At 58.6% G+C, this 26,460-nt stretch carries 22 protein-coding genes, 1 pseudogene and 1 other annotated feature; of the genes and pseudogenes, 12 read left to right on the top strand and 11 right to left on the bottom strand.

From position 1 onward, the window contains the following. The first annotated feature begins 844 nt into the window (after positions 1-844). From IG171_RS10070 to IG171_RS10050, 5 genes and pseudogenes are all read left to right on the top strand, one after another. Complete coding sequence (locus IG171_RS10070; protein ID WP_249203587.1) at positions 845-2,176, top strand: IS1634 family transposase; 1,332 nt, start codon at positions 845-847, stop codon at positions 2,174-2,176. A gap of 45 nt (positions 2,177-2,221) precedes the next feature. Beyond that, complete coding sequence (locus IG171_RS10065) at positions 2,222-2,533, top strand: transposase (RefSeq protein WP_212127336.1); 312 nt, start codon at positions 2,222-2,224, stop codon at positions 2,531-2,533. Continuing rightward, the gene (locus tag IG171_RS10060) at positions 2,482-3,444 is read left to right on the top strand and encodes an IS3 family transposase (protein WP_349252154.1); all 963 of its coding nucleotides are present in this window, start codon (positions 2,482-2,484) and stop codon (positions 3,442-3,444) included. Before IG171_RS10065 ends, IG171_RS10060 begins: the two co-directional genes overlap by 52 nt. Beyond that, positions 2,491-2,623: a sequence feature (AL1L pseudoknot), on the top strand. (Overlaps the previous gene by 133 nt.) 42 nt (positions 3,445-3,486) lie before the next feature. Next, positions 3,487-3,765: pseudogene (locus IG171_RS10055) on the top strand (IS1634 family transposase); the annotation flags it as partial. Positions 3,766-3,800: 35 nt separating this feature from the next. Beyond that, complete coding sequence (locus tag IG171_RS10050; RefSeq protein ID WP_212127331.1) at positions 3,801-4,916, top strand: hypothetical protein; 1,116 nt, start codon at positions 3,801-3,803, stop codon at positions 4,914-4,916. Positions 4,917-5,439: 523 nt separating this feature from the next. On the opposite strand, the gene IG171_RS10045 is transcribed toward IG171_RS10050, so the two are convergent. From IG171_RS10045 to IG171_RS10035, 3 genes are all read right to left on the bottom strand, one after another. Beyond that, positions 5,440-6,321, bottom strand: coding sequence for a patatin family protein (locus IG171_RS10045; RefSeq protein WP_349252115.1), 882 nt, complete (start codon positions 6,319-6,321; stop codon positions 5,440-5,442). A 17-nt stretch (positions 6,322-6,338) separates the two neighbouring features. Then, entirely contained in the window at positions 6,339-8,354 is a 2,016-nt protein-coding gene (locus IG171_RS10040; protein WP_212127329.1) for an AarF/UbiB family protein, read from the bottom strand. Between the two features lie 166 nt (positions 8,355-8,520). Further along, positions 8,521-9,435 carry a sugar-binding domain-containing protein gene (locus IG171_RS10035; RefSeq protein WP_212131628.1) on the bottom strand — a complete coding sequence of 305 codons (915 nt, stop codon included), beginning with the start codon at positions 9,433-9,435 and terminating at the stop codon, positions 8,521-8,523. A 154-nt stretch (positions 9,436-9,589) separates the two neighbouring features. Here IG171_RS10035 and IG171_RS10030 point away from each other — a divergent pair, with 154 nt between their 5' ends. The 6 genes from IG171_RS10030 to IG171_RS10005 all read left to right on the top strand — a co-directional run bounded on the left by IG171_RS10030 (position 9,590) and on the right by IG171_RS10005 (position 16,038). Further along, the gene (locus IG171_RS10030) at positions 9,590-10,924 is read left to right on the top strand and encodes an MFS transporter (RefSeq protein ID WP_212127327.1); all 1,335 of its coding nucleotides are present in this window, start codon (positions 9,590-9,592) and stop codon (positions 10,922-10,924) included. Between the two features lie 5 nt (positions 10,925-10,929). After that, complete coding sequence (locus IG171_RS10025; protein ID WP_212127326.1) at positions 10,930-12,474, top strand: FGGY-family carbohydrate kinase; 1,545 nt, start codon at positions 10,930-10,932, stop codon at positions 12,472-12,474. A gap of 41 nt (positions 12,475-12,515) precedes the next feature. Then, a complete protein-coding gene (locus tag IG171_RS10020; RefSeq protein WP_212127325.1) occupies positions 12,516-13,514 on the top strand; it encodes an NAD(P)-dependent oxidoreductase in 999 nt (332 codons plus the stop codon). 38 nt (positions 13,515-13,552) lie between these two features. Continuing rightward, positions 13,553-14,188 (top strand): class II aldolase/adducin family protein, encoded by a 636-nt coding sequence (locus IG171_RS10015; RefSeq protein ID WP_212127324.1) that lies wholly within the window; start codon positions 13,553-13,555, stop codon positions 14,186-14,188. A gap of 40 nt (positions 14,189-14,228) precedes the next feature. After that, positions 14,229-15,185, top strand: a complete 957-nt coding sequence (locus tag IG171_RS10010) for a PfkB family carbohydrate kinase (RefSeq protein ID WP_212127323.1) — start codon at positions 14,229-14,231, stop codon at positions 15,183-15,185. Positions 15,186-15,270: 85 nt separating this feature from the next. Continuing rightward, the gene (locus tag IG171_RS10005) at positions 15,271-16,038 is read left to right on the top strand and encodes a glucose 1-dehydrogenase (RefSeq protein WP_212127322.1); all 768 of its coding nucleotides are present in this window, start codon (positions 15,271-15,273) and stop codon (positions 16,036-16,038) included. 95 nt (positions 16,039-16,133) lie between these two features. Here the strand turns inward: IG171_RS10005 and dctP are convergent, their stop codons facing one another. The 4 genes from dctP to IG171_RS09985 all read right to left on the bottom strand — a co-directional run bounded on the left by dctP (position 16,134) and on the right by IG171_RS09985 (position 20,702). Beyond that, positions 16,134-17,414, bottom strand: coding sequence for a TRAP transporter substrate-binding protein DctP (gene dctP, locus IG171_RS10000; protein ID WP_212127321.1), 1,281 nt, complete (start codon positions 17,412-17,414; stop codon positions 16,134-16,136). Between the two features lie 158 nt (positions 17,415-17,572). Continuing rightward, entirely contained in the window at positions 17,573-19,174 is a 1,602-nt protein-coding gene (locus tag IG171_RS09995) for a TRAP transporter large permease (RefSeq protein WP_212127320.1), read from the bottom strand. Next, a complete protein-coding gene (locus IG171_RS09990) occupies positions 19,171-19,665 on the bottom strand; it encodes a TRAP transporter small permease (protein WP_212127319.1) in 495 nt (164 codons plus the stop codon). The genes IG171_RS09995 and IG171_RS09990 overlap by 4 nt, the downstream gene beginning before the upstream one ends. Then, positions 19,665-20,702 (bottom strand): LysR family transcriptional regulator, encoded by a 1,038-nt coding sequence (locus IG171_RS09985; protein WP_249203585.1) that lies wholly within the window; start codon positions 20,700-20,702, stop codon positions 19,665-19,667. Before IG171_RS09985 ends, IG171_RS09990 begins: the two co-directional genes overlap by 1 nt. 110 nt (positions 20,703-20,812) lie before the next feature. On the opposite strand from IG171_RS09985, the gene IG171_RS09980 reads away from it, so the two are divergent. After that, positions 20,813-21,520 carry an amino acid racemase gene (locus IG171_RS09980; RefSeq protein ID WP_212127318.1) on the top strand — a complete coding sequence of 236 codons (708 nt, stop codon included), beginning with the start codon at positions 20,813-20,815 and terminating at the stop codon, positions 21,518-21,520. Positions 21,521-21,608: 88 nt separating this feature from the next. On the opposite strand, the gene rraA is transcribed toward IG171_RS09980, so the two are convergent. The 4 genes from rraA to IG171_RS09960 all read right to left on the bottom strand — a co-directional run bounded on the left by rraA (position 21,609) and on the right by IG171_RS09960 (position 26,239). Then, positions 21,609-22,121 (bottom strand): ribonuclease E activity regulator RraA, encoded by a 513-nt coding sequence (rraA, locus tag IG171_RS09975; RefSeq protein WP_212127317.1) that lies wholly within the window; start codon positions 22,119-22,121, stop codon positions 21,609-21,611. A gap of 84 nt (positions 22,122-22,205) precedes the next feature. Beyond that, positions 22,206-23,210: an Ldh family oxidoreductase gene (locus tag IG171_RS09970; RefSeq protein ID WP_212127316.1), complete on the bottom strand. Its 1,005-nt coding sequence runs from the start codon at positions 23,208-23,210 to the stop codon at positions 22,206-22,208. Between the two features lie 56 nt (positions 23,211-23,266). Next, positions 23,267-25,243 (bottom strand): tripartite tricarboxylate transporter permease, encoded by a 1,977-nt coding sequence (locus IG171_RS09965; protein ID WP_212127315.1) that lies wholly within the window; start codon positions 25,241-25,243, stop codon positions 23,267-23,269. 15 nt (positions 25,244-25,258) lie between these two features. After that, positions 25,259-26,239, bottom strand: a complete 981-nt coding sequence (locus tag IG171_RS09960; protein ID WP_212127314.1) for a hypothetical protein — start codon at positions 26,237-26,239, stop codon at positions 25,259-25,261. Positions 26,240-26,460: the final 221 nt, after the last annotated feature.

The raw sequence follows: 26,460 nt of genomic DNA, 5'->3' as shown, positions 1-26,460 counted from the left end.
AGTCGGAACCGCTGAAGGAATGGGTATATCAGGCCAACGCGGTTGCAGTAACCTCCTCCCCATCGGTGAGGATCGAGTGTTACCACCGTGAGCCATTCACGAATCGGCTGGAAGCGCGGACTGCAGGCAATAATGGAGCATATCGAGGTTCAGCACAACCGTAAGCATGTGAATATTTAGGCGGGTTTCCGGCGTGTACGGGTACAGAGGAAGAAACAGAGCCAACTTACAGTACAAATTTCGTCATGCATTCGCTACAAGAACTCAACGAGCGCGCTCGGAACAAAGAGTTCGGAGCAACACCATGGACTCGGAGGGCGGGCAACCGTCGAAGCTCGATGCCTGAAGATGTCGAGGCCGTGGGCTATACGAGCGCAGATCGGGTGGGTGCAATGGAAGTTTGAAATAGTGTATACATTCGATAAGCAGGTTCGCATGCCTATTAGCGTTATAATCCTAGTCGCGGTCACCTTAACCCTGAAGATTCGCGTAAGGCGACTCAGCCGAAGGGGACGTACTGAAGAAACAGATGTCTTGTTCTAGACAGATACCGGACACGCAATCTCGAAACAGTCAACTACACAGTCCACATGGCTCATGAGCCGTGAACTATGATTGCTACATGGATTCGGAGATCGACGCAGATCAGGCGACCGGCGGAGCACCAGAAGTCATTAAATGCGGTCTTGTCTGTGTGCACGGAGTCGGCAACGCAGGAACCGGGCACGGTCATACCTGACTTCCACAACTAGGCGCTGATTTCGCGATTCCGTTCGTGTTTGTGCTGGTCACAAGGCCGGGAATTCTGTTGGTGGGACACTAATTGGCTGTCTACGATGGGGCTATGTCGCCTCGTCTGCGGAAAGTCACCACCGGGTCCGGGGCCACAGCCGTGCAGATCGTGCGCAAACACCGTGGGAAAGTCACCGTCCTTGAACACCTCGGATCCGCTCATACAGAAGCAGAACTAGCGGCTCTGCTCGCTGCCGGCGAAGAAGGGCTCGCCGACTACGGGGCGGCCGAACAACTCGAACTTGAGCTGGGCCTACCTACCGATGCTGCCGTGCCACCGCGGGCCCGAACTGTGGTGGGATCACGGTCTTCCGTCCTCATCGATGCCATCGCCGAGTCGTGGAAGAGACTCGGTTTCGACGAGGTGGTCAACGACAACGCCTTCTTTCACCTCGTGCTGGCACGGCTGGTTGAGCCGACATCGAAAGCCGACAGTCTCCGTGTCCTTGCCGAGCTCGGTATCGAGCCACCGCACCACAACACGTTCCTCAACTGTCTGGTTCGGGCCAACGAACGCGACTACCGGGACAAGATCGCCGAGAAATGCTTCGCCCACAGCATCGCCACCACCGGCATCAGTCTGCTGCTGTATGACGTCACGACACTGTATTTCGAGGCTGAGAAGGAAGATTCTCTGCGTCAGGTCGGGTACTCCAAAGAACGCCGCGTGGACCCGCAGATCGTTGTTGGACTCCTCGTCGATCGGACCGGATTCCCGTTAGAGATCGGCTGCTTCGAAGGATCGAAAGCAGAGACCCACACGCTCATTCCCGTGATCAAAGCCTTCCAAGAACGCCACCAGGTGACAGACATGGTCGTCGCCGCCGACGCCGGAATGCTGTCGGCAAAGAACCTCAAAGAACTCGATGACGCTGGGCTGCGGTTCATCGTCGGGTCGAGGCAGACGAAAGCTCCACACGATCTGGCGACGCATTTTCGGTGGAATGGTGAGTACGCCGAGGACGGGCAGATCATCGACACGATCACCCCGAAAGGAACCAAGCGGCTTGATCCTGAGCGGGTGAAGAAGAGACGCGAACCCGTCTGGTCAGCGAAAGAGCATCCTCATGCGTGGCGAGTGGTGTGGCAGTACCGGCGCAAACGGGCGATGCGTGATGAGCAGACGCTGAACCTGCAGCGCAACCGGGCATTGGCGATCATCGACGGTGACAAGCCGGCGAAGAAGGCTCGGTTCGTCAAGGTCACTGATGAGGAGAAAGCCTTCGATGAGAAGGCTTATGAGCGGGCGATGAAGCTGACAGGGTTCAAAGGCTACGTGACGAACATTCCCGTCGGGACCATGCCTGCGGCCGAGGTCATCGGCAGCTATCACGACCTGTGGCATGTCGAGCAGTCTTTCCGGATTGATTCGTCCTTGGTTTGATGGAGGGTGTGCGGTTACCCAAGAAAGGACTACCCTCAACTCATCATGCCTACCTCGAAATATCCACCAGAAGTACGTGAGAGAGCCACTCGACTGGCTCTCGAGGCCCGCGCCGACCCAGAGACTCGAAACGGTGCCATCGCCCGCATTGCCGAGCAGACCGATGTGAACAAGGAAGCCCTGCGCAACTGGGTCAAGAAAGCCGAAGCAGCCAACCTGCCCGTCGAGACCGAGGACGTCCAGGCACGGATCCGGCGGCTGGAGAAGGAGAACCGGGAGCTGCGGAAGTCCAACGACATCCTCCGATCAGCGACCGCGTTTTTCGGCAAGGCGGAGTTCGACCGCCTACAGAAGTAATCGTCGCCTTCATCGACGAGAACAAGCACAGGTGGGGAATCGAACCGATCTGTCAGGTCCTGCGCCAGGACCTGGGCCTGAGCATCGCCCCATCAACGTACTATGCCTTCAAGACCCGTCCGGTCAGCGCTCGAGCCCAGCGAGATGCGGTGCTCAAAGAAAGGATCATGGCTATCCACACTCACCGCCGCAACAAGGTCTACGGCATCCGCAAGATCCACGCCGAACTCACAAGGACCTACGGCCCCGTGGCCCGGTGCACGGTCGAGAGATTGTGCAATGAGTTGGGCATCCGGGGTGTTGTGAGAGGGAAGTTCCCGCGGACGACGAAGCCCGGTCCCGAGACGAAACGACCGGCTGACCTCGTCAAACGTAACTTCACCGCTGCGGAGCCGAACCGTCTCTGGGTCGCGGATCTGACCTACGTTCCCACTGAGGCCGGCTTCGTTTACGTCGCGTTCGTCCTCGACGTATTCTCTCGAATGATCATCGGCTGGCAGACCTCGACGCGAATGTATACCGATCTGGCTCTCGATGCTTTGAATATGGGCATATGGGGCCGTAAACGTGCAGGTCACGACGTTGTAGGGCTGACCCACCACTCGGACAGAGGGGTGCAGTATCGGGCTCTGCGCTACACCCAGGCACTGGCTGAGGCCGAGGCAGTGGCGTCGGTGGGATCGATCGGCGATAGTTACGACAATGCCATGGCCGAAGCGCTGAACTCGTTATACAAATACGAACTCGTCTTCACCGACGGCCCCTGGTCCGGTCGCAACGATCTCGAGGCCGCGACGGCTGAGTGGGTGCATTGGTTCAACACCGAACGGTTGCATTCGATGCTTGACTATCAGACTCCCGCCGAGATCGAAGCAGCCCACTACACGAGCCTGCAGACTTCGGCGGCCTAATAACTGAACGAACGTTCAGCCTCCAGAAAACCCGGGACTTGACAGATGTCGAAGACCGACCTACGAGCCAGGCCGATCTTCCACCGCACCAGAGATGCGATCGAGGCGCACTTGACAGTCGTGTTCACCGCGTTGGCCATATCGAGGTTCATGCAGGACACGACTGGGGCGTCGCTGAAGAAGATCATCACATCGTTGCGGCCGCTGCGGGAGTTCACCGGCCGCGTGGGTGGGCAGGACATCACCTTCGACCCAGAGGTCACCGGGGAAGCGAGAAAAATCGCGGGTGAGCTACTGCCGGACCGTTTTGCGGGGCACTAAAGTTGTGGAACTCAGGCGTGAACTATGATTGCTACATGGATTCGGAGATCGACGCAGATCAGGCGACCGGCGGAGCACCAGAAGTCATTAAATGCGGTCTTGTCTGTGTGCACGGAGTCGGCAACGCAGGAACCGGGCACGGTCATATGCCACGGAACGTGGCAGCCGCAGTGGCCGAAGGAGTTTCGAAGTCGGGCGGCACCTACAAAGAATTGCCGAAGAACTCTGCGGTCGACACCTCGAAAGCCAGTTACTTGCCGGTTACCCGCGCTCTTATCGAGCTTCCAGGAGTCGTGCCAATCGAGATCGAATTCAATGACGGTAGTTGGCACCGTGATACCACTGAACCAGAATTTCGGAAAGTTATCCTTTGGGCATTCAAAGTGATGCCACTTTTCCCCTACGCGCTGGCCGGATTTTGGTCATCCGACAGAGCGAGCGAAACGCGAAATGATTCGCTCAGTTTTGGCGCGACTATTGGCACTCTTCTGATACTACTACTCGGCCTGCTTACTATTCCCATAGTGGCTGCTCTCTTAGTAGTAGGATCCTTTGCCTCGCTGATGTCAAAAACGATAAAATCCTTGGTTAACCGCGTAGTAGTTCAGGTTCTGGGCGATGCATATTTGTATATGTCTGGCGAGTTAGATGGGCGAGAAGATGGGAGTATCGTTAGCGGCCTCGCTCACCTTACGAAATCCGTGGCTAAGCGGAACGATTGCACCTTTCTAGTAGGACATTCGCAGGGCGGCGAGATATGCCGCCGCATTTCCCTAATAGAAAATGTCAATGGATGCGCCTACATAGGGTCCGGCGAAGCACCCCTGTCTATGCTACGTATTTTTCGATCCGCTCCAATGCTACCTATTATTCTGGCCCTTCTATTTATTCCATTCCCCGCACTCTTCGCCAAAGCGATTGAGGCGATGTGGTTAAGCACTATAACATTCATGGTAGGTATTCTTCGTGACGCAATTGATCTGATTGAGAATCTTGGCACCGGGCATCAGACTGCGGTGTCCGATCCATTCGAAGCGTTCCTGGAGATCCTGCCTTACACCGCCCCAGGAAGCCTTGTGGCTTACCGTGTTTCTTGGGTGGTCCGTTGCGACTGGACTGATAGTGAGGTCAGTTACCCGTCGGCCCGATGACCTGCAACAGACTTCGGCGGCCGAGACAATGTACATCCGTTCACCGGTTGATCCGGTTTCTTTCGGATCACTTGCAGACGCCGAAATAAGGCGATACGTGCCGATCTCACCAGCTCGACCCCGAATACCGAGCTTAGCGAAAGAGCATGTTACCTACTTTTCTAAATGGCAAACTGGCGCATTCATGCTTGAGTTAATAGTTGGGACAGAACTACTTGACATGAGGAGATACGAATTACCCAAACGCTTCCCATTTTGGGTATGGGTAGTTGCTACATGTTCTGCAGGGTTGCTTGCCTTTGCTGCTTATGGCCTCGGACAGGCAGAGCTATCGGTATTCTCCCATATCGTCGCTGCGACTGTTCGCTGATAGGACACTGCAGCATCGTGGGCTAAGATTTCAAGGGGACAGTTGGGTGCGCCAATCTCGACTGGTCCATATCTTGCTGACGAATGTATCGACCGCGTCCTTCCCCTCCTGGCGCCTTTGCAGAGCCAGTTCACTGACTCCCAAATATTCTATTCACACCCCAACGAACTCGCGAAGCGCCGGCAACTCGTGCCGTGATTGAGAGAGTCCCAGACGGTGGGCGGCAGCGAGTTGAGAGAGGTTACGGGTGCTGTTATCGACCGGCATGCGCTCGGGTGCGAAGACGTGGGCCTTCCCCTCCGCCTCGAGCTCGAAGATCCGCTCGCGGGTCTCGTTGTACCGCTTCCACCGTGTCAGCAGCGCATCGGCCAGCGCCGGATACTTTCGGAATAGGCCGCGAAAGACTGCAGGGAATCGCTGCGGCTCCTTCTTGTAGCCGCGCTCCTGGGTCAGAACGACAATAAACTTCTCGAAGCCCTCGCGCTGGGCCTGGCTCAGAGCGATTCCGCCGTCCTCCCCCATCGCGCCGTCGACGTACACGTGCCCATTGAGATGCACCGGCGGCATGACAATCGGCATCGTCGATGACGCCTGCACTCTGATCATCAAATCGTCGATGTTCGGAGTGTCCTTCTTCGACCACACCGCCTCCTCGCCGGTCACCGCATCAAATGCGATGACCCGCATGTCGCCGGTGCTCGCCTCATAGGTGTCCCAATCGAACGGCAATGCTTCGTCGGGGCCACCCGCTCGTTGGTAGATGTACTCGCCATGGAACATCCCTTTGCCGCGAGCGAAGTAGCGCCACCCGCCGAATTCTTCTTCCTTGGCGAACTCGACGAACGATCGACGCACTCTCCATTTGTCCTCGGATAGGTAGTTCACTGCAGTGGACGCTCCAGCACTGATGCCAGCGACCCAGTCAAACGACAGGCCTTCGTTGAGCAAGACGACTGCCATAGCGCTGGTGAGCGAAGCCCGCATCCCACCGCCTTCGAAGATGAGTGCGGTATCGCTGATTCGCGTCGTCTCCACTGGCTCCGTCACTTTGCCTACCCGAGCCCTTCCCACGCCATCCTCTGCCTGAGCGCTGGCGCAAGAACCAACGCTGCAATCACACTACCAGCAAGTAACATCCAGGCGCCGAAGTACGTGAAGAGTTTGAGCTCTGGGGCCAATGCCGGGCCGAAGTCCGCGGCCATGAGGATCACTCCACCGAGGATGAGCGCGGTCGAGACGATCACCTGAATGAACTGTTCGACAGTCGAGACCAGCAGATTCTTGATGGTCGCAATGTTGAGCCCGCTCGTTCCGACGTCGAGCGTTCCGTCCTGGAGGTGACCGGCAATCCGGGAGATCTGTCCGGGCAGTTCAGCGATCTGTGGTGCGGTCGCTGCCGCGTAGAGCGTCATCTCGTGTCGGTCGACTCCCAGTCCCCCGACTTCACGGAGCAGTGTCTTGCCGTTCTGAGTCACCAGCGCCAGCAGGTTGAGTTCCGGCACGAGGCGAATGATCGACCCTTCCAGAGTGCTGATAGCTCGGAACGCCGTCGCAACTGAGGCCGGCATCGGGAACCCGAAGTCAACCACGAAATCGATGAGTTCACCGAACAGTGCCGCCGAGGTCGAACCAGGAGCCCCGTCTCCGTACTTCAGCATAATCTGCCCGATCTCACGCTGCAGCTCCCGCAGGTTCACCTCACTCGGCGTGCCGAGCAGCTCGAGGATGGCCGCGGTCGCGGCTTGCGAGTTCTGCGAGTCGAAGGCCATGAGCAGTAGGGCGATTGCTCGGCGGTCGCGTTTGTCGATGCGGCCGACGGCTCCGAAGTCGACGAGGCCGGCACGGCCTGCGCTCGAGACGACGATGTTTCCGGGGTGGAGGTCGGCGTGGAAGATGCCCTTCCCGAGCACCTGACGGACGACCATGAGGAAAAGGTCCTGGGCGATCTCTCTGCGCGCGATCTCGGAGAGGTGGTCGACCACCTCGGCGCCGTGGGACAGAGGGGAACCTTCGACGAGGTCCATAACAATGACGAACTGGCCGGAGAGTTCCTTATACACGTGAGGGATATGAACGACCGAGTCGGTCTGCGTCGTCGACCGGCCGGTTTCATCGGCGAGGCGGAGAGCCTCGATGTGGGCGAGCTCCCCACGGTAGTCGAGTTCACCCTGCAGTGAATCGACGAAGCTGCGGGCGAGCTTCGCGATGCCGATCTTCTTCGCCCAATCGGTGGTGCGATCGAGACGGTCGGCCAGGGTGAGGACGATATCGCAGTCTGCCCGGACCTGTTTGCGGATCTTCGGCCGTTGCACCTTGACCGCGACCACGCGCCCTTCCCAGGTCACGGCGCGGTGGACCTGGGCGACAGAGGCACCGGCGAAGGGTTTCTCGTCGAATTCGGCGAACACCTCGGCGACGGGACGGCCCCATTCGGCTTCGAGTTGGTCCTTCACCTCACCGAAGGGAACGGGCTTCACTCCCGCTTGGAGGGTTGAGAACTCCTCAACGAATTCGTGCGGGATCATGTCACCGCGGGTGGCGATGAACTGGCCGAGCTTGATGAACGTGACTCCCGAGGCGGCCAAGGCGTCGCGGGTGGTGGCGGCGATCTCGCGGAGGGAGACACGGAGGGTGGGGATTCTGGGTCGAAGGTAGCGGGAGAGGCCGAATTTGATGAGGATCGACTGGATCTGGGCCAGGCGGTTGACGCGGCGATACCAGGTGGGGATCTTCGGCGCGTTGCGGATGAGTGAGCTCAGAGTGCCCGAGGGCATGATGAGTTCGATCGCAAGGAGGACGAACATCTGGATGACGATGAACCAGGCGAAGAGCAGCAGGAAGACCATGATGGCGGGGAAGCTCATCGACAGGTTCGGGTATTGGTCGGATTCAGAGATGCCGAGGAGTTTGTAGGCCTGGAGGGTGATGGGCCAGATGGAGAGGCCCATAATGAGGGAGACGATGGTGTTGCGGGCGGCTCCGGTGCCGGTGAGCATCATCCGCCGAACGAGGAATCCGACGATGAGCGCGCTGAGGACGCCCAGTCCGATGGTGTAGAGGATCGTCACCCGTCAGCCCTTCCGTCTATCGATGCATGCGGTTCCGCGCCCAGCCTAATTGAACAGCAGCTCCAACACTGAGGAAACGCCAGACTCAAGGAGTTCTGTCATTTTGCAGTAAGTTCTCATCTCTTCGAAAGCACCCGTTTGTTCGGCCTCAGTCGGGCGGCCGAACCTACTCCGACCCCTTGATCAGATCCTCAGCACACGCCAGGTCGGTCACCAGGTAATTGACAAGCCCCGAACTCACCACAGCCCGCACCGCTTCCACCTTGGCCAGACCACCAGCAATTGCCATCCGATTGGGGATCCGCCGCATCTCATCCAGCGTCAAACCCACCACTCGCCTGTCTAGGTCTTCTGTCAGAGCGTGCCCCTTTGCATCGAAGAACCGTGCTGAGATATCACCCACGGCCGCCGAATGAGCGATCTCCTCAAGATCAGACTGGCTGACCTGTTGTCGAAACACCGGAGCTACATCATGAGCTACACCCACTCCGACGATCAGAAGATCCGCTTGAGCGGCTTCTTCCAACACTGCTGCGCATCCGGCTCGGTTCATCAGTGCTTCATACACTCGTGAATCCGCTGCTATTAATGGAGCGGGAAGCTGGAAACTCTGACCACCCGTCGCCCTCGCCACCGAGGTCACCAGCTCCTGGGGATTCGAGCCGCTCGCCCGTCCCGCACGCCCTCCGGCTAGTGGAAAAATCTCAAGCTCGGGAGCCGCGAACTCCTGAAGGCTCCCAGCACTTGCGCTCACAGCAGCACTGAATCCCATAACCACCCGCTTTGCACGACGGAGCATCATCTGCATTGCTTCTGCACCGGTCACACCGAGCAGACGATTGTCAACCGAGTGATCGCTGTTGATATTCGTTTCGATGGGAGGTGAGACCCATACACCCTTCAACGCGAAATGATCTGCAAGAGCCTTCTCAACCTCAAAGAAGGGGCGTTCATCGGAATGCACCCTTATCTCAACGATTCCGGCCTGCCTCGCCTCTGCCAACAAACGTGTGACCTTCACACGAGACAGGTTGAAGAGCGTGGCGATTTCCTGGTGAGTGAGACCATTCTCGAAATGCAACCGAGCCACTCTTCCGAGTGTTCGCCTATCGCTCATCTTCCAGTCACTCCTTCGTGAAAACGCACCCAGGTCTTGACATCGTGTCACCAGTGCCTATCCTACGTTTACCATTGTTCATTCATGTGAACAAATGTTCACACTCAAAGGAGAGACGATGTCCGGATCCACCGCCGCAGCCCAGCCAAGCGGCTTCTCGCGTTTTCTCACCAGTCAGGGAATTTCGGCCAAGCTGGCCTGGGGTTTCCTTGCTCTGATGCTCTTCATGGTCGGCGATGGCATCGAACTGAGCTTCTTGTCGAACCATCTCACCGACCAGGGGTTCGGGGCAGGAAGTATCGCCACACTGTTCTCCGTGTACGGTCTGGTTGTCGCTATCGCCGCATGGTTGGCCGGCGCCTTGGCTGAGTCGTTGGGGCCTCGTCGAGTGATGATCATCGGAGGCGTCATCTGGATCGTTCTCGAAGTCGTCTTCCTCGTCGGCGGCGTCATACCGGGTAACTACACGATCATGGTGATTTCCTACGCGATCAGAGCTATCGGCTACCCCTTCTTCGCCTACGGCTTCCTCGTCTGGGTGACTATGGAGACACCAAACGAGGTGATGGGGAAGGCAGTCGGCTGGTACTGGTTCTTCAATGCAATGGGCCTCGGAGTCATCAGCGGTTACTTCGTATCGGCCGTCGTCGAGCCTTTCGGCGCTCTTGGCACGCTGTGGTCCGCTACCGTGTTCGTCATCGTAGCAACGGTCATGGTGGCGGTTCTCGTCAAGTCTCAGAAAGGTGCACGTCGGCCGACCAAGAAGGAAACCATCCACGGACTCGTTAAATCCGTATCGATCATGGCCGAGAAGCCAAAGGTCGCCGTCGGGGGCGTCCTACGATTGATCAACACAATGTCCTACTACTCGTTCGCTGTGTTCCTCAATGTCTACATGGTGCAGACCATCGGCTTCAGTCAATCTGAATGGTCATCCATCTGGGGCACCATGCTCTTTGCCAATGTTCTCGCGAACCTCATCTCCGGCTACGCTTCCGATATATTCGGTCGGCTCAACGTCATTGCGTGGGGTGGAGGCCTAGCAACCGCCATCACTATCTTGGGCTTCTACTACGTTCCGCAAGGCGTGGGAGCGAATTATCTAGTCGTCATGATTATTGGCATCATCTACGGGCTTGCCCTCGGTATGTATGTTCCGCTGTCTGCCGTTGTGCCTCTCCTCGCTAAAGAGCACAAAGCGGCAGCCGTGGCCGTACTCAATCTCGGTGCTGGGGCCTCGAATTTCGTGGGGCCGGTGATTGCTGGTTTGGTCCCCATCATGGGAGTCGCACCTGTGATCTGGGTTCTCGCCGCCATCTACATCGTCGGCCTGTTCCTCACCTATCTGCTTCGTGCACCGGGTATCGAACCCGAGAAAATCGAAGCGCGTAGAGCCTCGCGCGCCAAGCAGCAGACGGAAGTAAGTGCTGCGTCGATGAATGAAGAGGGCTGATCTGATTGAACATACAGGCAATACTTGGCATCGATGCAGGCACCACTGCGGTGAAGTCGGTGGTGCTATCGACCTCAGGCGATGTGCTCGGATCGGCGCGGACCGAGCTCTCCGTCCAGCGCCCGTCACACTCGCATGCCGAACAGGACATGCTCGGTGTCTGGGATGCCGTGTGCCGAACGACAAGAGACGCAGTCGGGCAGGCTTCAGCTGCCGAAATCATCGCCGTTTCGGTCACCGGTCAGGGAGACGGAGCTTGGCTGATCGACAACGACGGCAACCCGACCGGTCCAGCACTATTGTGGCTAGACGGGCGCGCAGGAGATCGAGTTGACCGTTGGCAACTCAACGGTCGCGCAGATTCAGTGCGCACAATCACCGGATCGGCGCTCTTCCCCGGAGCACTGCCGGTCCTGCTCGAGGAGATTGAAGAAGCAGACCCCGACAGGCTCGACGCTTCCGCTCATCATCTCAATTGCAAAGATTGGATCCGCTTTAAGCTGACAGGCAATATCGCCACAGATCCGACAGAAGCCAGCCGCACCTATCTCGACGTATACACTGGCGACTATTCGAGCGATCTGTTCAGAGATCTGGGGCACGAGCGGTTCCAGCGCCTTCTCGCCCCGGTTCGGCCATCGACCGAAATTGCAGGAACAGTTACGTCGCAGGCTGCAACAGCCTCGGGCCTACCTGCCGGGCTGCCCGTGGTCACCGGGATGGTTGATACTCCACTCGGCGGCGTCGGTCTCGACGCCGCGCGCAGTGGTCGGGCCTACGCGATCATGGGCACCACGAGTTTCGTCGGTGCAGTGCACAAGCGGAGAACGGCGACACGCGACCAGCCGGTCATCACTTTGTCATTCGACGGCAAGGGCAAAGTGCTTGAGTGCTTTGCTCCGATGAATGGAACTCCCAACCTCGACTGGTGCCGCACCACGCTCGGCTTGAACGACCTCAACTGGAGCGATATCGAAGACCTCGCACAGACGGCGCGGCCAGGGTCTGGAGGCGTCATCTATCTTCCATATACCAGCACCAGTGGAGAACGAGCCCCCTTCGTCGACACAGCGGCCTCAGCGAGCTGGATGAACCTCTCGGTGAGCACAACGACTGCTGAGATGGTGCGTGCCGTCTATGAGGGGCTGGCTCACTCACTTCGCGAATGCATGGACGAACTCGATATCGGGTCGTCCACTGTCGTTCGATTGAGCGGCGGCGGTGCCCAATCAGACACCATCTGCCAAATCGTCGCCGATGTCTCCGGGCGAGTCATCGAAAGGTCAGACGATGTCGAACTCGGAGCGCGCGGATGCGCAGCGTTGGCGCTCGTCGCCACAGGCAGAGTCGAGAGCATCGATGAAGCAATGACTGCGCTCTCGACTTCAGTTCGACGCTTCGAACCTCATGCTCACCTCGGCGAACTCTACGCAGCTCAGGCAGCGACTTTCAGACGTGTGCGAGACGCGTTGCGCCCACATTGGGCAGAGCTTCGCCACCTACGGGCTTACTCTCACCACGACGTCTCGGCCCCTGCCTCGTCGATATGAAAACTACCCGACTACACAGCACCCCCTGCAGAAAGGACACCATGAGCACTAAACCCGACCTCGTCATCACGGCAGCATTCGACCCAGTTCAGGTCGATGAGCTCCGTAAACATTTCACTGTCCATACGGTTGAGCCTTCGATCGCCGGAAGTTCCCTGAGCGCACGCGGAATCGACGAACTCCTGGCAAATGCCGAAGTCGTCATCACAGAACTTGACCGGGTCGATGAGGATTCACTGACCAAAGCACCCCGCCTACGAGCAGTAGTTTCTTGCCGAGCGAATCCGGTCAACGTCGACATTGCCGCATGCACGGCCAGGGGAATCCCCGTGCTAACCACCCCTGCGAGAAACGCAGAAGTCACAGCCGACCTTGCATTCACGCTTCTGCTCATGACAGTGCGTCACACCAGTCAGGCAGAAAGGTGGCTGCGCGCCGGAAACTGGTCATCTGACGATGTGTTCGCACCCTACTCACTCTTCAGAGGTGTCCAACTCTCCGGCCGCACACTCGGCATCCTCGGTGGCGGTGCGGTAGGGAGAGGAGTTCTCCGACGGGCACGCGGATTCGGCATGAATGTCATCGTCTACGATCCTTTCCTACCAGTAGATGCGTTCGGCGGGGAGGCTCGGATTGCTCCGCTCGACGAGGTCCTCACCAGTTCCGACATCATCACTCTCCACGTCCCGCTCATGGAGGAGACCGTCGGACTTCTCGGTGCGCGCGAGCTATCGCTCATTCGGCCGGGGTCCTTCCTCATCAATGCCGCCCGCGCCGCTCTGATCGACGAGGAAGCACTGGTCAATGCTGTAGCCGAACGTCGACTAGCCGGCCTCGGGCTTGACGTCTTCTGGCAAGAGCCGACTCCAACCGATCATCCGCTTTTCGAATCGGACATTGTCACCATGACTCCCCATATAGCAGGTGCATCCGACGACGTGATCCGTGAGCATTCGCGGATCGCCGTGGACGGTCTCACCGAGTGGAGAGAGGGTCGGAACCCGAGGAGTGTAAAAAATCCCGAAGCCTTCTCCGCCTGACGCTCAACACTGCCGATCAATAAACAGAAGGACCACAAATGAACGATCAACTGCTTGAGCTCGTCGACGAACTTAGCCGCGTCGGCGCGGATGCCGTCCAGAGAGGTCTCGCGCTCGCCAGCGGTGGAAACCTGTCGGTGCGCGTTCCAGGTGCCGACGAATTCGCTATCACCGGCGCAGGGACCTTCCTCGATCGGCTGACTGTCGACACCTACGCTGTTGTCGACCTCGAAGGAAGAACAACCGATCCTTCATCGTCAGTGCGCCCATCCTCCGAATGGAAGCTCCATCAGCGCACGTATCGAGCCCGGCCAGACGTAAATTGCATCATCCACCTCCACCCGCAATATGCCGTGCTGCTCGACGCATTGGGACACAGAGTCCGGTTCTTCACGCTTGACCATGCGTTCTACGTCAAATCCATCGGCCGAACAGACTTCTACCCAAACGGTTCGGACGAATTGGCCGACACCGCAGCGTTAGAGGCTGGTAACCACAACTGCATCATCATGGGTCATCACGGGTCGTCAGCAATCGGGCCCGACATCGAGATGGCCTATCGCAGGGCGGTAAACATGGAGCAGGCAGCGGAGGCGACATACAGAGCCCTGCTTTTGGGAGACACCGAGAGCGAATTTCCACCCGAGCAATGGGAGAAACTTCACCATGACTGAGCCAATCCCGGAATCTTCGAGCTCGAGAAGGAACATCTGAATGGCACGTGTCCTCACCGTCGGAATGCACCTCGCTGATGTGCTCGGACGTTATGTCGAGGCTATTCCCGAAGGACAGGGAATTCAGCTCTTGGACGAGATCCGCCTGACCGTAGCTGGTACTGCGGCCGCAACTGCTGTCAACCTTGCTCACCTCGGCGAAACTGTGTCGACAGTGGGTGTGGTTGGCGACGACGCACTTGGTACTTTCATTGTGAACCGCATGCACGATACCGGCGTGTCTACAGAGCACCTGCGCGTCGATCAGTCCCTACCCACCTCAGCGACGATGTTGCCTATCCGACGAGACGGCAGCCGACCCGCACTCCACGTGGTCAGCACTAATGGCCAGCTCAACGAACAAGACTTGCAACCTGAACTGCTCAACGGCACATCACTTGTCCACCTTGGAGGCAGCTGCCTGCTCCCTGGAATCGACGGAAGACCCAGCGCCGACTTCCTTCAAAAGGCCAAAGAGCATGGAGCGATCGTGACAATGGATTTCATCCCTAGCAGAACATCGCACTCGCGTGACTGGCAAGCGATCGAGCTCTGCCTACCGTTCGTCGACTATCTTCTACCGAGCGACGACGACGCTTACTACATCTCCAGAGCCGATGGGGATCGGCATCAAGCCATCGACTACTACCTCGATGCTGGCGTCAAAAACGTACTCATCACAATGGGCGAACACGGAGTGAGCATCAGCAATAACGATCAACAGGATCTCCGACTTCCGGCATTCGACGTCGATGTTGTCGACACGACGGGATGCGGCGATGCCTTCGCGGCTGGATTTATCGCTGAACTGATGCGAGAAAACAACGTTCTAGCGGCTGCTGAGTACGGTCTTGCATGCGGCAGTCTCATGGCCACCGGCTTGGGGTCCGATGCTGTTGATCTCACTCGGCCGCGAGTTGAGGACTTCCGAAGAACGGCGTCTCGAAGCGCACCCTAGCGGTTACACCGGGTTGCGAGTCCACAAACTCTGTAACGTACCGCCGTTTTATCACCAATAAGGTTGAAATCAGAAGGGAACCATCATGAAGAGCTCGTTCAACCTCGAGGGAAAGACCGGACTGATCACTGGCGGAGGTCAAGGTATCGGCCAAGCTGTTGCGAAAGCGTGGGCTCAAGCCGGGGCAGACGTGGCGATCCTCGACGCGAATGGAGACAGTGCCGCAAGTACTGCCTTAGAGCTGGAATCCGTCGGTGTGCGAAGCCTGGCTATCGCCGTCGATGTCACCGACAACAGCGCCGTCCACGACGCTGTGCAGCGCGTGGACTCCGAGCTCGGAGAATTGGACATCGCTTTCAACAATGCCGGTATCGCCCGCGGAGAGGTGCCTTCGGTAGACATGCCAGCCGATTGGTGGAGAAGTGTCATTGATGTCAACCTCTCTGGAGTCTTTTATAGCGCCCAGGCAGAGGCCAGAGTCATGTTGCCGCGCGGGCGTGGTGCGATTCTCAACATGGCCTCAATGTCTGGCATCATCGCCAACAAGGGACTACTCCAGCCCAACTACAACGCGTCAAAAGCCGGTGTTGCCCATCTGACACGTTCGCTGGCTGTCGAATGGGCTCCCCAGGGAGTCCGAGTGAATTCGTTGTCGCCAGGTTATATCCTCACTCCGCTCACAGAACGGGACGAAGTCGCTGATAAGCGAGCGGAGTGGATTTCGGGTATCCCTATGGGCCGTATGGGGACGGTTGACGATCTCACTGGTCCGGCAACATTCGCGGTCAGTGATGCCTCAGCGTACATGAATGGCCACGATTTGGTTGTTGATGGCGGCTTTGTCTGCTGGTGACAAAGCAGAGGTGCGAGCGGCTGGCAATGAGCCAGCCGCTCGGCTGCCCGTTGAGAATAGAAAGTGCCACTCGCCGATTCGGGCCGTCGGCGTAGCTACTCTGGCCGATGCTCAGCCATGACCTTCTCGAACAGCGCATCGCCCAGCTTGTCGTACGAGGCATCCTCCGGGTACCACTCGTCGAGTGAAGCGAAGTCACCCTTGTCGTCGTAGCCCAGGTCAGTCACGCTCTTCTGCCACTCCTTGGCCGCCGAGCTCAGCGTCGACGGAGCATCGGTAACGCCGGCCTTCTCAGCGGTCTTGTCCGACAAAGTCTTCGCGTACTTCGCGATCTGTTTCTGTACATCGTCATCGAACGGTTCAATGGAGCCGTCGTTGCCCTTCGCCTGCTCAACGGCCTGAGCCTTGGCTCCGATGACGACCTCCATCATCGTGCTAAACGTCGTCGACATCGAATCGAAGATGACCTGCTGGTAGGCGACCGGCAGCTCCGAATACTTCTTGCCCGCGGTGATCGCACCGGCCGACCGAGCAATTCCCGCGTCCGAGGCCACACCGATATTCGGGGCCACCTCAAAAGTGCCGGCCTCCACGTTCGGTGCCAACTGACCGAGATCGCAATCAACGGTTCCGCGCTGCAGCGCCTCATACGTCTCCGGGAACGACAGCGACACCGGAGTCGCACCCAGATCGGTGACCTGCTTGCCGGCGGCGGCCGAACCGACGCGCACCTGTTTGCCCTTCCAGTCATCGAGCGAGGTCATCGGCTTCGAGCACATCGTCGAGTACCCACCTGCGGCGAGCATCGGGATGAGCGGAACGAGGTTCTTCTCCTCGAACTCCTCGAGCACCTCCGGTGTCTCCCACGCCGCCTGCACGCCGGCCGCATTCGCTGCCAGATCGCTGGCGACCGGTGAGGACGGCAGCGTCGACATGGCCGTGCCGATCGCGTCGAAGGCCGGGTACTCGGCCGGGGTGTAGGACGGCAGGGTGAAGGCGAGGTCGACTCGACCATCGGCCAGAGCATCATCGACGGCGTCGTAGCCGGCGATGGCCTGTCCCCAGACGATGTCGACGGTGATCTTCCCGCCCGAACGCTCCTCGATCGCCTTCTTCACGTCGAGTCCGTTGGGCGCGAGGATCGACTTCTCCGACATCGACGAGGGCTGGAACTTCAGAGTCACCGGGTCGAGGTCGGACAGAGCCTCATCGATCTCATCCTGGGAGGCGTCGAAGGCGAAGCCCTCCCCCGCGGAGTCGCCCGAGTCCGAGCCGCTTCCGCCGACGGAGCCGGCGCATCCGGCCAACAGCGCCAGCGACGCGAGCGCCGCAATGGCCTTGACGGGGCGGACTGCCGCCGAGCGGATGCGATTCATGGGACTCCTCTGGCCGAAAGCTGTGAACTCGCTCCAATCATATGCCCGGTTAAGGTTCACCTAACCATGACTCCGCTCACATTGCGCGCCCGATGATACGGGCGCGGAAGCCACGGATCCGCACATGCGATGGAAAAGCAGGGCCACCTCGGCGACGGTTATCCGGACATTCCCCCGCTGGTGCGTTGGATGAGATCGGGCAGCCATTCGGTCATTCCGGGCACGGCGACCATGAGGATGAGGAAGACGACGGCCACGGGCAGGAACCACAGCAGGAAGATGAAGATGTCACGCAGGGTCACTGTGTGGCCGAGGTTGACCTCGGGGTTCTTCGCGATCGAGTGGACGATGTAGGGGATGATGCCGACCGGCGGGGTGACCATGGCGAACTCGCCGAGGAGGACGACGAAGACCCCGAACCACAGCGGACTCACGCCCATCGTCTCGAGCGTGGGCAGGAGGATCGGGATGGTCAGCAGCATCATCGACATGGTGTCGAAGAACATGCCCATGACGATGTAGAGGACGATGAGGACGAGCAGGAATCCGATCCGCGACAGCCCGAGGTCCGTGATGAGTCCGGTGAGGATGGGGGCGAGTCCGGTGATGGCGAGCAGGCTGGTGAGCATGGTCGCGCCGATCATGATGAAGAAGATCGCCGAGGTGGCCGCCACCGTATCCATGGCCGAATCCGCGACCTTGCGCCACGGTTGTTCCCCTCGTTTCTCCCACAGGCACAGCAGGAGTGAGCAGAGCGCGGCGGCGGCTCCGGCCTCGGTGGGGGTGAATAGGCCGGAGAACATGCCGCCGAAGAGCACGACGAGGATGACCGCGAAGCCCCAGACGGCAGTAAGGGAGGTGTGGCGGTCGCGCCAGGTAGTCGTCGGTCGGGTGGAGCTTGGTGTATCTGCTGTGTCTGTTGTGTTCTGGGCGTTCTGGCCGCGGCCGACGAGTTTCGGTGCGGCGACGCCGATGGCGAAGATGAAGGCGGCGAAGCAGACGGCGAGCAGGATTCCGGGGACGGCTCCGGCCATGAGCGCGGGGCCGACGGGTACGGAGGCGATGCCGGCGTAGACGACCATGAGGATCGAGGGTGGGATGAGGTTGCCGGTCATGCCGGAGACCATGATCGTGCCGACGGCCATGCGTTTGTCGTAGCCGGCTTTGAGCATTTCGGGGATGCCGGCTCGGCCCAGGGCGTAGGTCATGCCGATGGTCGAGCCGGTGACGGCGGACAGTCCTGCACCGGCGAAGGTGGTGCCGATGCCGATGCCTCCGGGCAGCCAGGAGAACCAGTGGTCGGCGACGCGGTAGACCTTGCCGGAGAGCCCCGATTGGGTGAGCAGCATGCCCATGAAGATGAACATGGGGAGCACGCTCATCGACCAGTCGGAGACGGCGCTGAACGGGGCGGTGGAGAGGATGTTCATCGTCGCCGGAATCCCGGATACGGCGTAGACGCCGATGATCGACGGCACGGATAGCGCAATCGCCACCGGGACGGAGAGGAAGAGGAGGACGAGCATCATGCCGATGCACCAGGCGCCTCCGATGGCCGCGGATGGGCTGGTGAAGAGGCCAATGAGACAGACAGCGATGAGCCCGAACCCGATGGTCAGGGCGAGTATGCCGGGGCGTTCACGACGGGAGCCAGTCGGGAAGAGCGCGGTTGTCGGGCTGTTCTGGGTGGTGGTGCTGTTCGCGCTGTTCGACTCGTCTGGTGGCAGGGGTGCGCCGGTGAAGTCGGTGTTCGCGTTCACTGCTCCTCCCCTACCTGGTTGCGGCGGCGGAGGATCGCGACGGCGTCGAGGATGTAGAGCACGGCGAGGAGGACGAACACGATCGGAACGAGGTAATACACCGGCCAGGTGATGACGGCGGAGACATCGGCGGTCGACCCGATCGCCGTGTTCTCGAGCGCCTTGCTCAGCCCGAACCAGGCGAAGGCGATCGATACAAGGGCGCCGAGGATGCATGCGAAGACAGTGAACACCGCTGCGGTGGCAGGATTCGCCCGCTCGATGGCCATCGTCACAGTGATGTGTTCCTTCTGCAGCTGAGCGGCCGGGATGCCGAGCAGCGCGACGATCGGCAGGTACCAGTATTCGACGATCTCGTTGGTGCCATAGAGCGGGGCGTGGAAGATCGACCGGGCCAGTGCGTGGGTGACGATGTGGAGCATCATCACGATGATCGCCGCGGCCGTGGTGACCGTCAGCCACCTATCGAGGACTTTGGTGAACGTGCTCATCAGGAGTCACTGTAGCCGTCGGTCAAGGTGCCGGTGGCGCCTGCACTGTTCGCGACTTCCATTGTTTCCACACCGTTTGCGGCGCCTGCCGCACCGCCGGTGACGTCGGCAGCTCGCAGCGCATCAATCAGGTCGACAACTTCGGAGGCGTCCGCCAGCCCGTCGGGGATCATCGCGGTGACTCGGCGCGCGCCAGCCTCGGCAAGGGCGATGGGGTCGATTCCTGGGATTTGTGAGTAGCGGCGGGCGCTGCGAGGGAGCAGCGCGACACCGAGTCCGTTGGAGACCAAGGATTGGATGGCGCCGGGGTTGTCAGTGATGTGCCGGGTACGGGGTTCGAAGCCGGCGGTGCGGCACAGTCGTTCGGCAGTGGATCGGCAGCGCATGCAACCCATGATCCACGGCAGTTCGGCAACATCGTTGAGGTGTTGGATCTGCCCGGCACGATTCCAGCGTTCGGGCACGAGCAGGTCCAGGTGGTCGGCGCCGAGGTCGACGGTCATGTGTCCGGCCAGCTCGGGCGGGACTTCGTCTTCGTGATGGAAGAGAAAGGCAATGTCGATGTCACCGTCATCGAGCAGACGCAGCGCTTCGGGCGGTTCGGCCTCGGAGACTTCGTACGAATGGTGAAGCGGTGAGTCCGTACTTGTGCCCGCATTGGCTTCGAGCCTGCCGAGCGCCGCGGCCAGTGGACCGATGACGAAGCTGGGAAAGCCTGCAAGGCGGACATTGCGTCCACCGAGGCCGAAGGCTTTCGCAAGGTCACTGCGCAATCCCGTCACCGAGGCGGCCACCTCGTTGGCGCGGATGCGAGCGAGTTGGCCGGCAGTGGTAAGCCGAATGCCGCGTGGGGTGCGATCGAAGAGGGTGACGTCGAGGTCTTTCTCGAGCGCATTCATGTGTTGGGACAGTGCCGGTTGGGACCAGCCGAGTTCGCGGGCTGCGGCACCGATGCTACCGGATTCGGCGATGGCGCCGAAGATCAGGAGGCGTTTGGGCTCGCCGAGGTCGAGAGCCTGTTCGAAGACAGTAGACATAAGTCCAGCTTATGTCAGAGCAGAGGGAACTGGGTCTACCGGAGGTGGATGGTGCGCACCACACTGGAAGTAATCGTCGTGACTTAAGTGCTGATTTGAGGAGTGGGAGTATGCGCAGGATCGGCCTGCTGGGTGGAATGAGCTGGCATTCGAGCATCGAGTACTACACGAAGATCAATGCTGCCGTGGCCGAGCGTCTCGGCGGGCACCATTCGGCGCAGATCCTCCTCGACTCATGCAACTTCTCTGAGATTCGCGACCTTCAGATCGCTGAGGATTGGGCAGGAGCCGATGCCGCGCTGACGGCAACCGCACAACGGCTCAAGGACGGCGGTGCGGACGCTGTCGCGATCGCCACGAACCTCATGCACAAGTGCGCGCCAGCGATTGAGGAAACTGTCGATGTGCCCCTCATTCACATGGTCGATTCGATCGCGACAATGGCTCACGAACGTGGGTACTCAACCATGGCCGTTCTGGGCACACGGTGGACGATGCTCGATGGCTTCTACACGGATCGCCTCGAGGCCAGGGGCATTGCGACGCTCGTCCCGGACGAGGCCACGTGCCTCGACGTCGACCAGATCATCTGGGACGAACTCACACAGGGCAAGTTCACCGATGCCTCTCGCGCCCGGTACGTCGAAATCATGAACGACCTCAAGGCCCGTGGCGCCGACGCGGTGACGCTGTCATGCACGGAGATCGGCCTGCTGGTTCCGCCGGAAACCGCTCCCCTGCCAGCCATCGACTCCGTGGATGCGCATGTGGCTGCGATTGTGGAGTGGATGATGGCTGAGGAGTTGATACCCCTCTAGCGTCTCGATTGCTTCATCCCATCTCCCGCATGAGAAGCATTTCTCTACGCAGACGGTCGACTAGGACCATTTCAAAGATTCTCCTCGCTCAAGTTTGCTCCTGGATCGGGGCGCGCTCCACTAAAATGCCGTCGTCATCTGCGTAAAGCATGGAACCTGTGACAAAGGAGACTCCGTTTATGTTGAGCGGGGAGTCGACCGTTCCAGTGCCGTTCTTACTCGACTTGCGCGGGTTTGAACCGAGCGCCTTGACTCCTATCGGGATCTCGGAGATTTCGTGACGATCACGAATTGCACCATAGACGACGACGCCGGCCCAACCGTTATCGGACATCAGCTGGACCATCGAGCCGCCCAACAGTTCAGAGTCGATTGTCCCACCACCGTCGACAACGAGCACGGCACCCTCTCCCGGTTCGGTGATCAGCTGTTTGAGCAGCGCGTTGTCTCCGGGGCAGTAAATCGTGCGTATCTTCCCGTGGAATTGGCGCCTGCCTCCTAAATTCTCCAGTCGGATCGTCAACGACGCGACATTTTCTCCTAACTGGTCGTAGATATCGGAGGTGCGAAATCGAACGTTACTGGACTCAGGCAGGGACATGTGAACTCTCTTCCACGGGAATGATCAAGACTAAAATTAAGAATTTCGTCGAAGCCAACAAGCGAGACATGACTACGTCCTGAATCAGTTGAGAGCCTCGCTCACTGCCTCGTCGACGTCGATGGAGCGATTGGTCATCGAATGAAGATACTTCTCGTACTCGGACTGCCCTGGGAGTCGAACATCGGCCAACGGTCTATCCACGAGAAGGCGCTGCTGAAAGTCCGCGATGCGCTCGTCCAAGTCCGGGGTGAATTGCCGGACCACGTCCATGTTCATTCCGATGACGATGTGCCCCAAATTCGAGGCCGTCGACGGTTCCGAACTCCAGCTGTTCACGGTCGTCGAATAACCAGAGCCGCTAAGTACTCCGGTCATGAAGTCAACCGCAATTGACAGGCCATAGCCTTTGTGCGCCCCAACAGGCAGCAGAAGACCGGATAGAGCAGCTTCGGGATCTGTTGTCGCCGCGCCCCTCGAGTCTGTCGCCCAATCGCTGGGAATCGACGAATTCTGTTGCTTGGCTTGTCGGATCTTTGCGCGGGCAACCTGACTCAATGCCATGTCAACGAGTATCGGACGACTGTTGTGTGCTCCACCTGGCAATCCCCAGCCAAACGGGGAATTTCCGATCACTGGGGTCGTTCCACCCCAGGCTGCCATCGTCGGGCTGGCGTTTGAAGCCACATAGCTCGCGATGCCGCTCTCGGCGAGAAGAACCGAGTAGGGCATAGCGGGACCAAAGTGGTTCGAATGCCGAACTAGGCACATTCCCATTCCGAACTGCTCCGAGGCCTTCTGGACTTCCCGGACAGCAACCATCGCTGCGGCAGGACCAACACCATTCTTCGCATCCACCAACGACATCGGACCAGAGGAGGCTGCTACTTCTGGTTCGGTTCGCGAGATACCTCCGACATCCATGCGGCGGACATACTCGGCAGCTCTGACGACGCCATGAGTTCTCAGCCCTAACGCCTCCGCAGTTGCTAGCACCAAAGCAGAATCTTTTGCTGCCTGGGACGGTACGCCATTTGTGGTGAAGTGCCGTTCGAGAGTGTCGGCAAGTTCGGTGAGTGTGTATTTCATTGCGAATCCTCTGTCTGTATTAGCGGATGGGACCGATGTCGGAAGTGAAATGAGAGTCAGAATAGCCAACCGTGAGGAAGCTTGAGCTGCGCAAACTCAACAAGCGCCCACAGTGATGCGACAATTCCACTCGCGTAGATGATCGCGGTGAGAACTTTTGTGCGTGCCACGACGAGTAGGAAGGCAATGGCAAATGCCGCCGTACCGAGATACATCCCAAGAACAAAGACCAGCCACACGTATAGAAGCATCCACCCGAATGAGATCCCGACTGTCCTGACCTCTATCGTGAACTGGCTGTCATTGGAGAAGGGATTTGCTGTTGAGCGAACAAGGGCGACGTCTTTCAACAATGCAACGCAGGCGATGACCGCCCCTGCGAGCCCTACGGTCACAGGAAAAAGCTTGCCGGTGTCTGAATAGCTGGCCCCGATCGTTGCTGCGGCCACGAAGAAGATCAATGACCCTCCGCTTATAAGCAGGTGAACATAAGGAGGAATAGTCATACTTGACGAATCTGGCACAACTTCTTTCTCTGATTGACCTACATCGCTAATTCGACGAGATCGTATATGCCGAATGATCATGAAGGCGGTGGCGAAGGCAAGGAGCAGAACGACGGCGATCACAATGGGGCGAGTAAGCCACTCCACTGGCTCGAATATCGATACTGTGATGAAGAAATAGCGTTCCAGTGGGACCGCCAGGACGTAGGCAATGAGAAACGGCGCTCTGGGGATACCAGTGAGCCTGCACAACCACCCCACCAACGCAAGCAACAACATGGTGTAGAAGACATTAAGGTTGATGGGCTCCTGATATCCGCTCATAAATAGGATGGGGATAAGGGCAGCAGCGAGCACGGGGAAACGGACGAAACTCAATCTAGCGAGAGGGCGCGACATGAAGAATGCAACAACTGCGCCCAGAATGCTGGCAAAAGCGAACGACCACACAATAAAGTAGACAACGTCCAGCTTGTCATTGATGAGGTCCGGGCCTGGCTGGATGCCGAATATGAGCAAGACTCCGAGCAACAAGGCAAATGGGGCCGATCCCGGGACGCCGAATAGAAGCGTCGGAATCAGAGAGCCTGACTCGATCCCGTTACTGGCCGCCGACGGTGCAATCACACCTCGAGGGTCACCATTTCCGAAGTTGGAATTCTTGCGCCGAGTGCTCAAGGCCTTCGCCTGGCCATAAGCTAGCCAAGATCCAGCTGTCCCACCCAAACCAGGGATCAATCCTGCGCCGACGCCCACAAGGGAGCCACGGAGAACTTCGCCCTTATAGGTGATGACGTCACGAGCACCGTGCAACCAACCTGAGCCCAATCTCATGGTCGAATCTGCGATGGCCGAGCGCTTCGCAACGAGGTGGACAATCTCGGCCAGACCAAAGATTCCGAGAGCAGCGGCAACCAGTCCGACCCCGTCTGTGAGATATTCGCTGCCGAATGTAAAACGATACTCTGCTGATACCGGAGAAGGGCCTACTATTCCGAGGATCAGTCCAACAGCGGCAATCATCAGCCCCTTGATCATGTTGCCCTGAGAAAGCAGAGCGGTCAGGTAGATACCGAGAACAATCAGGATGAATACTTCCGGCGTGCCGAACGCGCTCACCAGCGGGCGCGCTATTGGAATGACCAGGGTGAGTGCCGCGATACCGACTATCCCGCCGATTGTCGACGAGATGAAGCTCACCGAAAGCGCGCGGCTTGCTTCGCCGCGTTTTGCCATTTTATGTCCATCCAACAGGAACACGGCCGCTGCAGCGGAGCCTGGAATTCCCAGGATCACAGAAGTAATGACATCTGAGGTGTGGACGACGGCGACTGCGCCAATGATCATTGCGATTGCCTGATTCGGTTCGAGCACGAACACGAACGGTATGAGGACTGCAACAGCACCAGTGCCACCCAGCCCTGGAATGACTCCGATAATCAGCCCCACCAAGGTTCCAGCCGCAAGGTACAGGAGCATCGAAGGTTCAGCGAACGACGAAAGCGCTTCTAACGCTGCATCTAACATAGTCAGGGTCTCCGTTCAGTCAAGCACTGCGTCGTGCTCTTGAATCAGGAAGTTGCGCACGTAGGCGAGATTTTCACTGCTGATAGTCAGAGCGTCTCGGATCTGCTCAACATTGCCTTTACCAGGCATCAGCTTGTACCCGCCAAGCGCCCCCTTTGCCTCTTCGAGGAACTCCTCATTGCTGTTGAGAGCCTCAACTGCCAGAGCGTACGTATCCACGACCTCATCGGATGTTCCATGGTTCGACCAGAACGCTCTCTGATAGAAGAACCCCGCATTAACAAAAGAGTGATATGCCTCGTATGCCGGGCCGCTGGGGTCTCTTCCATGAATATCCCGATAGACCTCCTCCAGTGTGGGGACGTCGGGGATCGCTGGGTCCCGACCCACTTCTCCGTCTTCAAGCATTCCGACGGTGAAGAGTGGAACCGCCTCGCCTTCTTCTATCAGCGGTTCAATCTGACTGATGTATGTTGACGCTGACTGAAAGTCCAAGTCGATCTCGCCTCGTTCACGTGCGAGCCGCACCTCGCCGCTACCTTCGAACCCGAAGACACTATTGACAGAGCCGCCGAGAACTTTGATCGCAAGCACCGGCACAAGGTCGAGGCCGGATGCAGATATACCGCCGAAAGTTGCCTCTCGGCCCTTGTTCAACAAGTCCTCAACCGAGCGAATCCCACTCTTCCGATTCGCACACAGGGCCGATCCCATCCCACTGAGCGCGAGCGGCACCATGGAAGAGAAATCGAACTCAACGTTCTCCCGGTCGAGCAAGCCATTGATATAGGTCGTACCGGAGGCGACCAGTATTTGCTGACCAGAGCTGTTTCCATCGGCTACATAGGCGTTGGTACCAGTCACAGACTCCCCACCAGGAACATTCTCAATTTGGAATCGGTGGATGCCCTCAATCGCTTTCGCGAAATAGGGTGATATGAATCTGGCCCAGTTATCTGCTCCTCCGCCGCTGGCATATGGAACGACGACGTCCACGATTCCTGGTCCTGTGGGAGAGAAACGCGCTTGCGGAGGAGCACACCCTGGCACGGCAAGCATCGAGGATGCAGCTAGTCCAGCCAAGAGGATGCCCCTTCTCGATAACGTTTTCATTCATGCACCTCACTGTGCTCTTTTGTCACATTCACTTTTGCATCAGCACCGGCAATAAAGGCAAACAGGAGTAATTAAATAATCCGTCTCAATTGCATATAGTT

The sequence above is a fragment of the Brevibacterium sp. SMBL_HHYL_HB1 genome, from assembly GCF_018208375.1.
Classification (GTDB): Bacteria; Actinomycetota; Actinomycetes; order Actinomycetales; family Brevibacteriaceae; genus Brevibacterium; species Brevibacterium intestinavium.
Note: the sequence above shows the minus strand (reverse complement) of the source record. Positions and strands in the feature narration are given on the sequence as shown.

Bases quoted from the DNA above. Each gene is read 5' to 3' on its own strand.
- IG171_RS10070 (WP_249203587.1), top strand. From the start codon at position 845: ATGTCGCCTCGTCTGCGGAAAGTCACCACCGGGTCCGGGGCCACAGCC.
- IG171_RS10065 (WP_212127336.1), top strand. From the start codon at position 2,222: ATGCCTACCTCGAAATATCCACCAGAAGTACGTGAGAGAGCCACTCGA.
- IG171_RS10050 (WP_212127331.1), top strand. From the start codon at position 3,801: ATGGATTCGGAGATCGACGCAGATCAGGCGACCGGCGGAGCACCAGAA.
- IG171_RS10030 (WP_212127327.1), top strand. From the start codon at position 9,590: ATGTCCGGATCCACCGCCGCAGCCCAGCCAAGCGGCTTCTCGCGTTTT.
- IG171_RS10020 (WP_212127325.1), top strand. From the start codon at position 12,516: ATGAGCACTAAACCCGACCTCGTCATCACGGCAGCATTCGACCCAGTT.
- IG171_RS10015 (WP_212127324.1), top strand. From the start codon at position 13,553: ATGAACGATCAACTGCTTGAGCTCGTCGACGAACTTAGCCGCGTCGGC.
- IG171_RS10010 (WP_212127323.1), top strand. From the start codon at position 14,229: ATGGCACGTGTCCTCACCGTCGGAATGCACCTCGCTGATGTGCTCGGA.
- IG171_RS10005 (WP_212127322.1), top strand. From the start codon at position 15,271: ATGAAGAGCTCGTTCAACCTCGAGGGAAAGACCGGACTGATCACTGGC.
- dctP (WP_212127321.1), bottom strand. From the start codon at position 17,414: ATGAATCGCATCCGCTCGGCGGCAGTCCGCCCCGTCAAGGCCATTGCG.
- IG171_RS09990 (WP_212127319.1), bottom strand. From the start codon at position 19,665: ATGAGCACGTTCACCAAAGTCCTCGATAGGTGGCTGACGGTCACCACG.
- IG171_RS09985 (WP_249203585.1), bottom strand. From the start codon at position 20,702: ATGTCTACTGTCTTCGAACAGGCTCTCGACCTCGGCGAGCCCAAACGC.
- IG171_RS09980 (WP_212127318.1), top strand. From the start codon at position 20,813: ATGCGCAGGATCGGCCTGCTGGGTGGAATGAGCTGGCATTCGAGCATC.
- rraA (WP_212127317.1), bottom strand. From the start codon at position 22,121: ATGTCCCTGCCTGAGTCCAGTAACGTTCGATTTCGCACCTCCGATATC.
- IG171_RS09970 (WP_212127316.1), bottom strand. From the start codon at position 23,210: ATGAAATACACACTCACCGAACTTGCCGACACTCTCGAACGGCACTTC.
- IG171_RS09965 (WP_212127315.1), bottom strand. From the start codon at position 25,243: ATGTTAGATGCAGCGTTAGAAGCGCTTTCGTCGTTCGCTGAACCTTCG.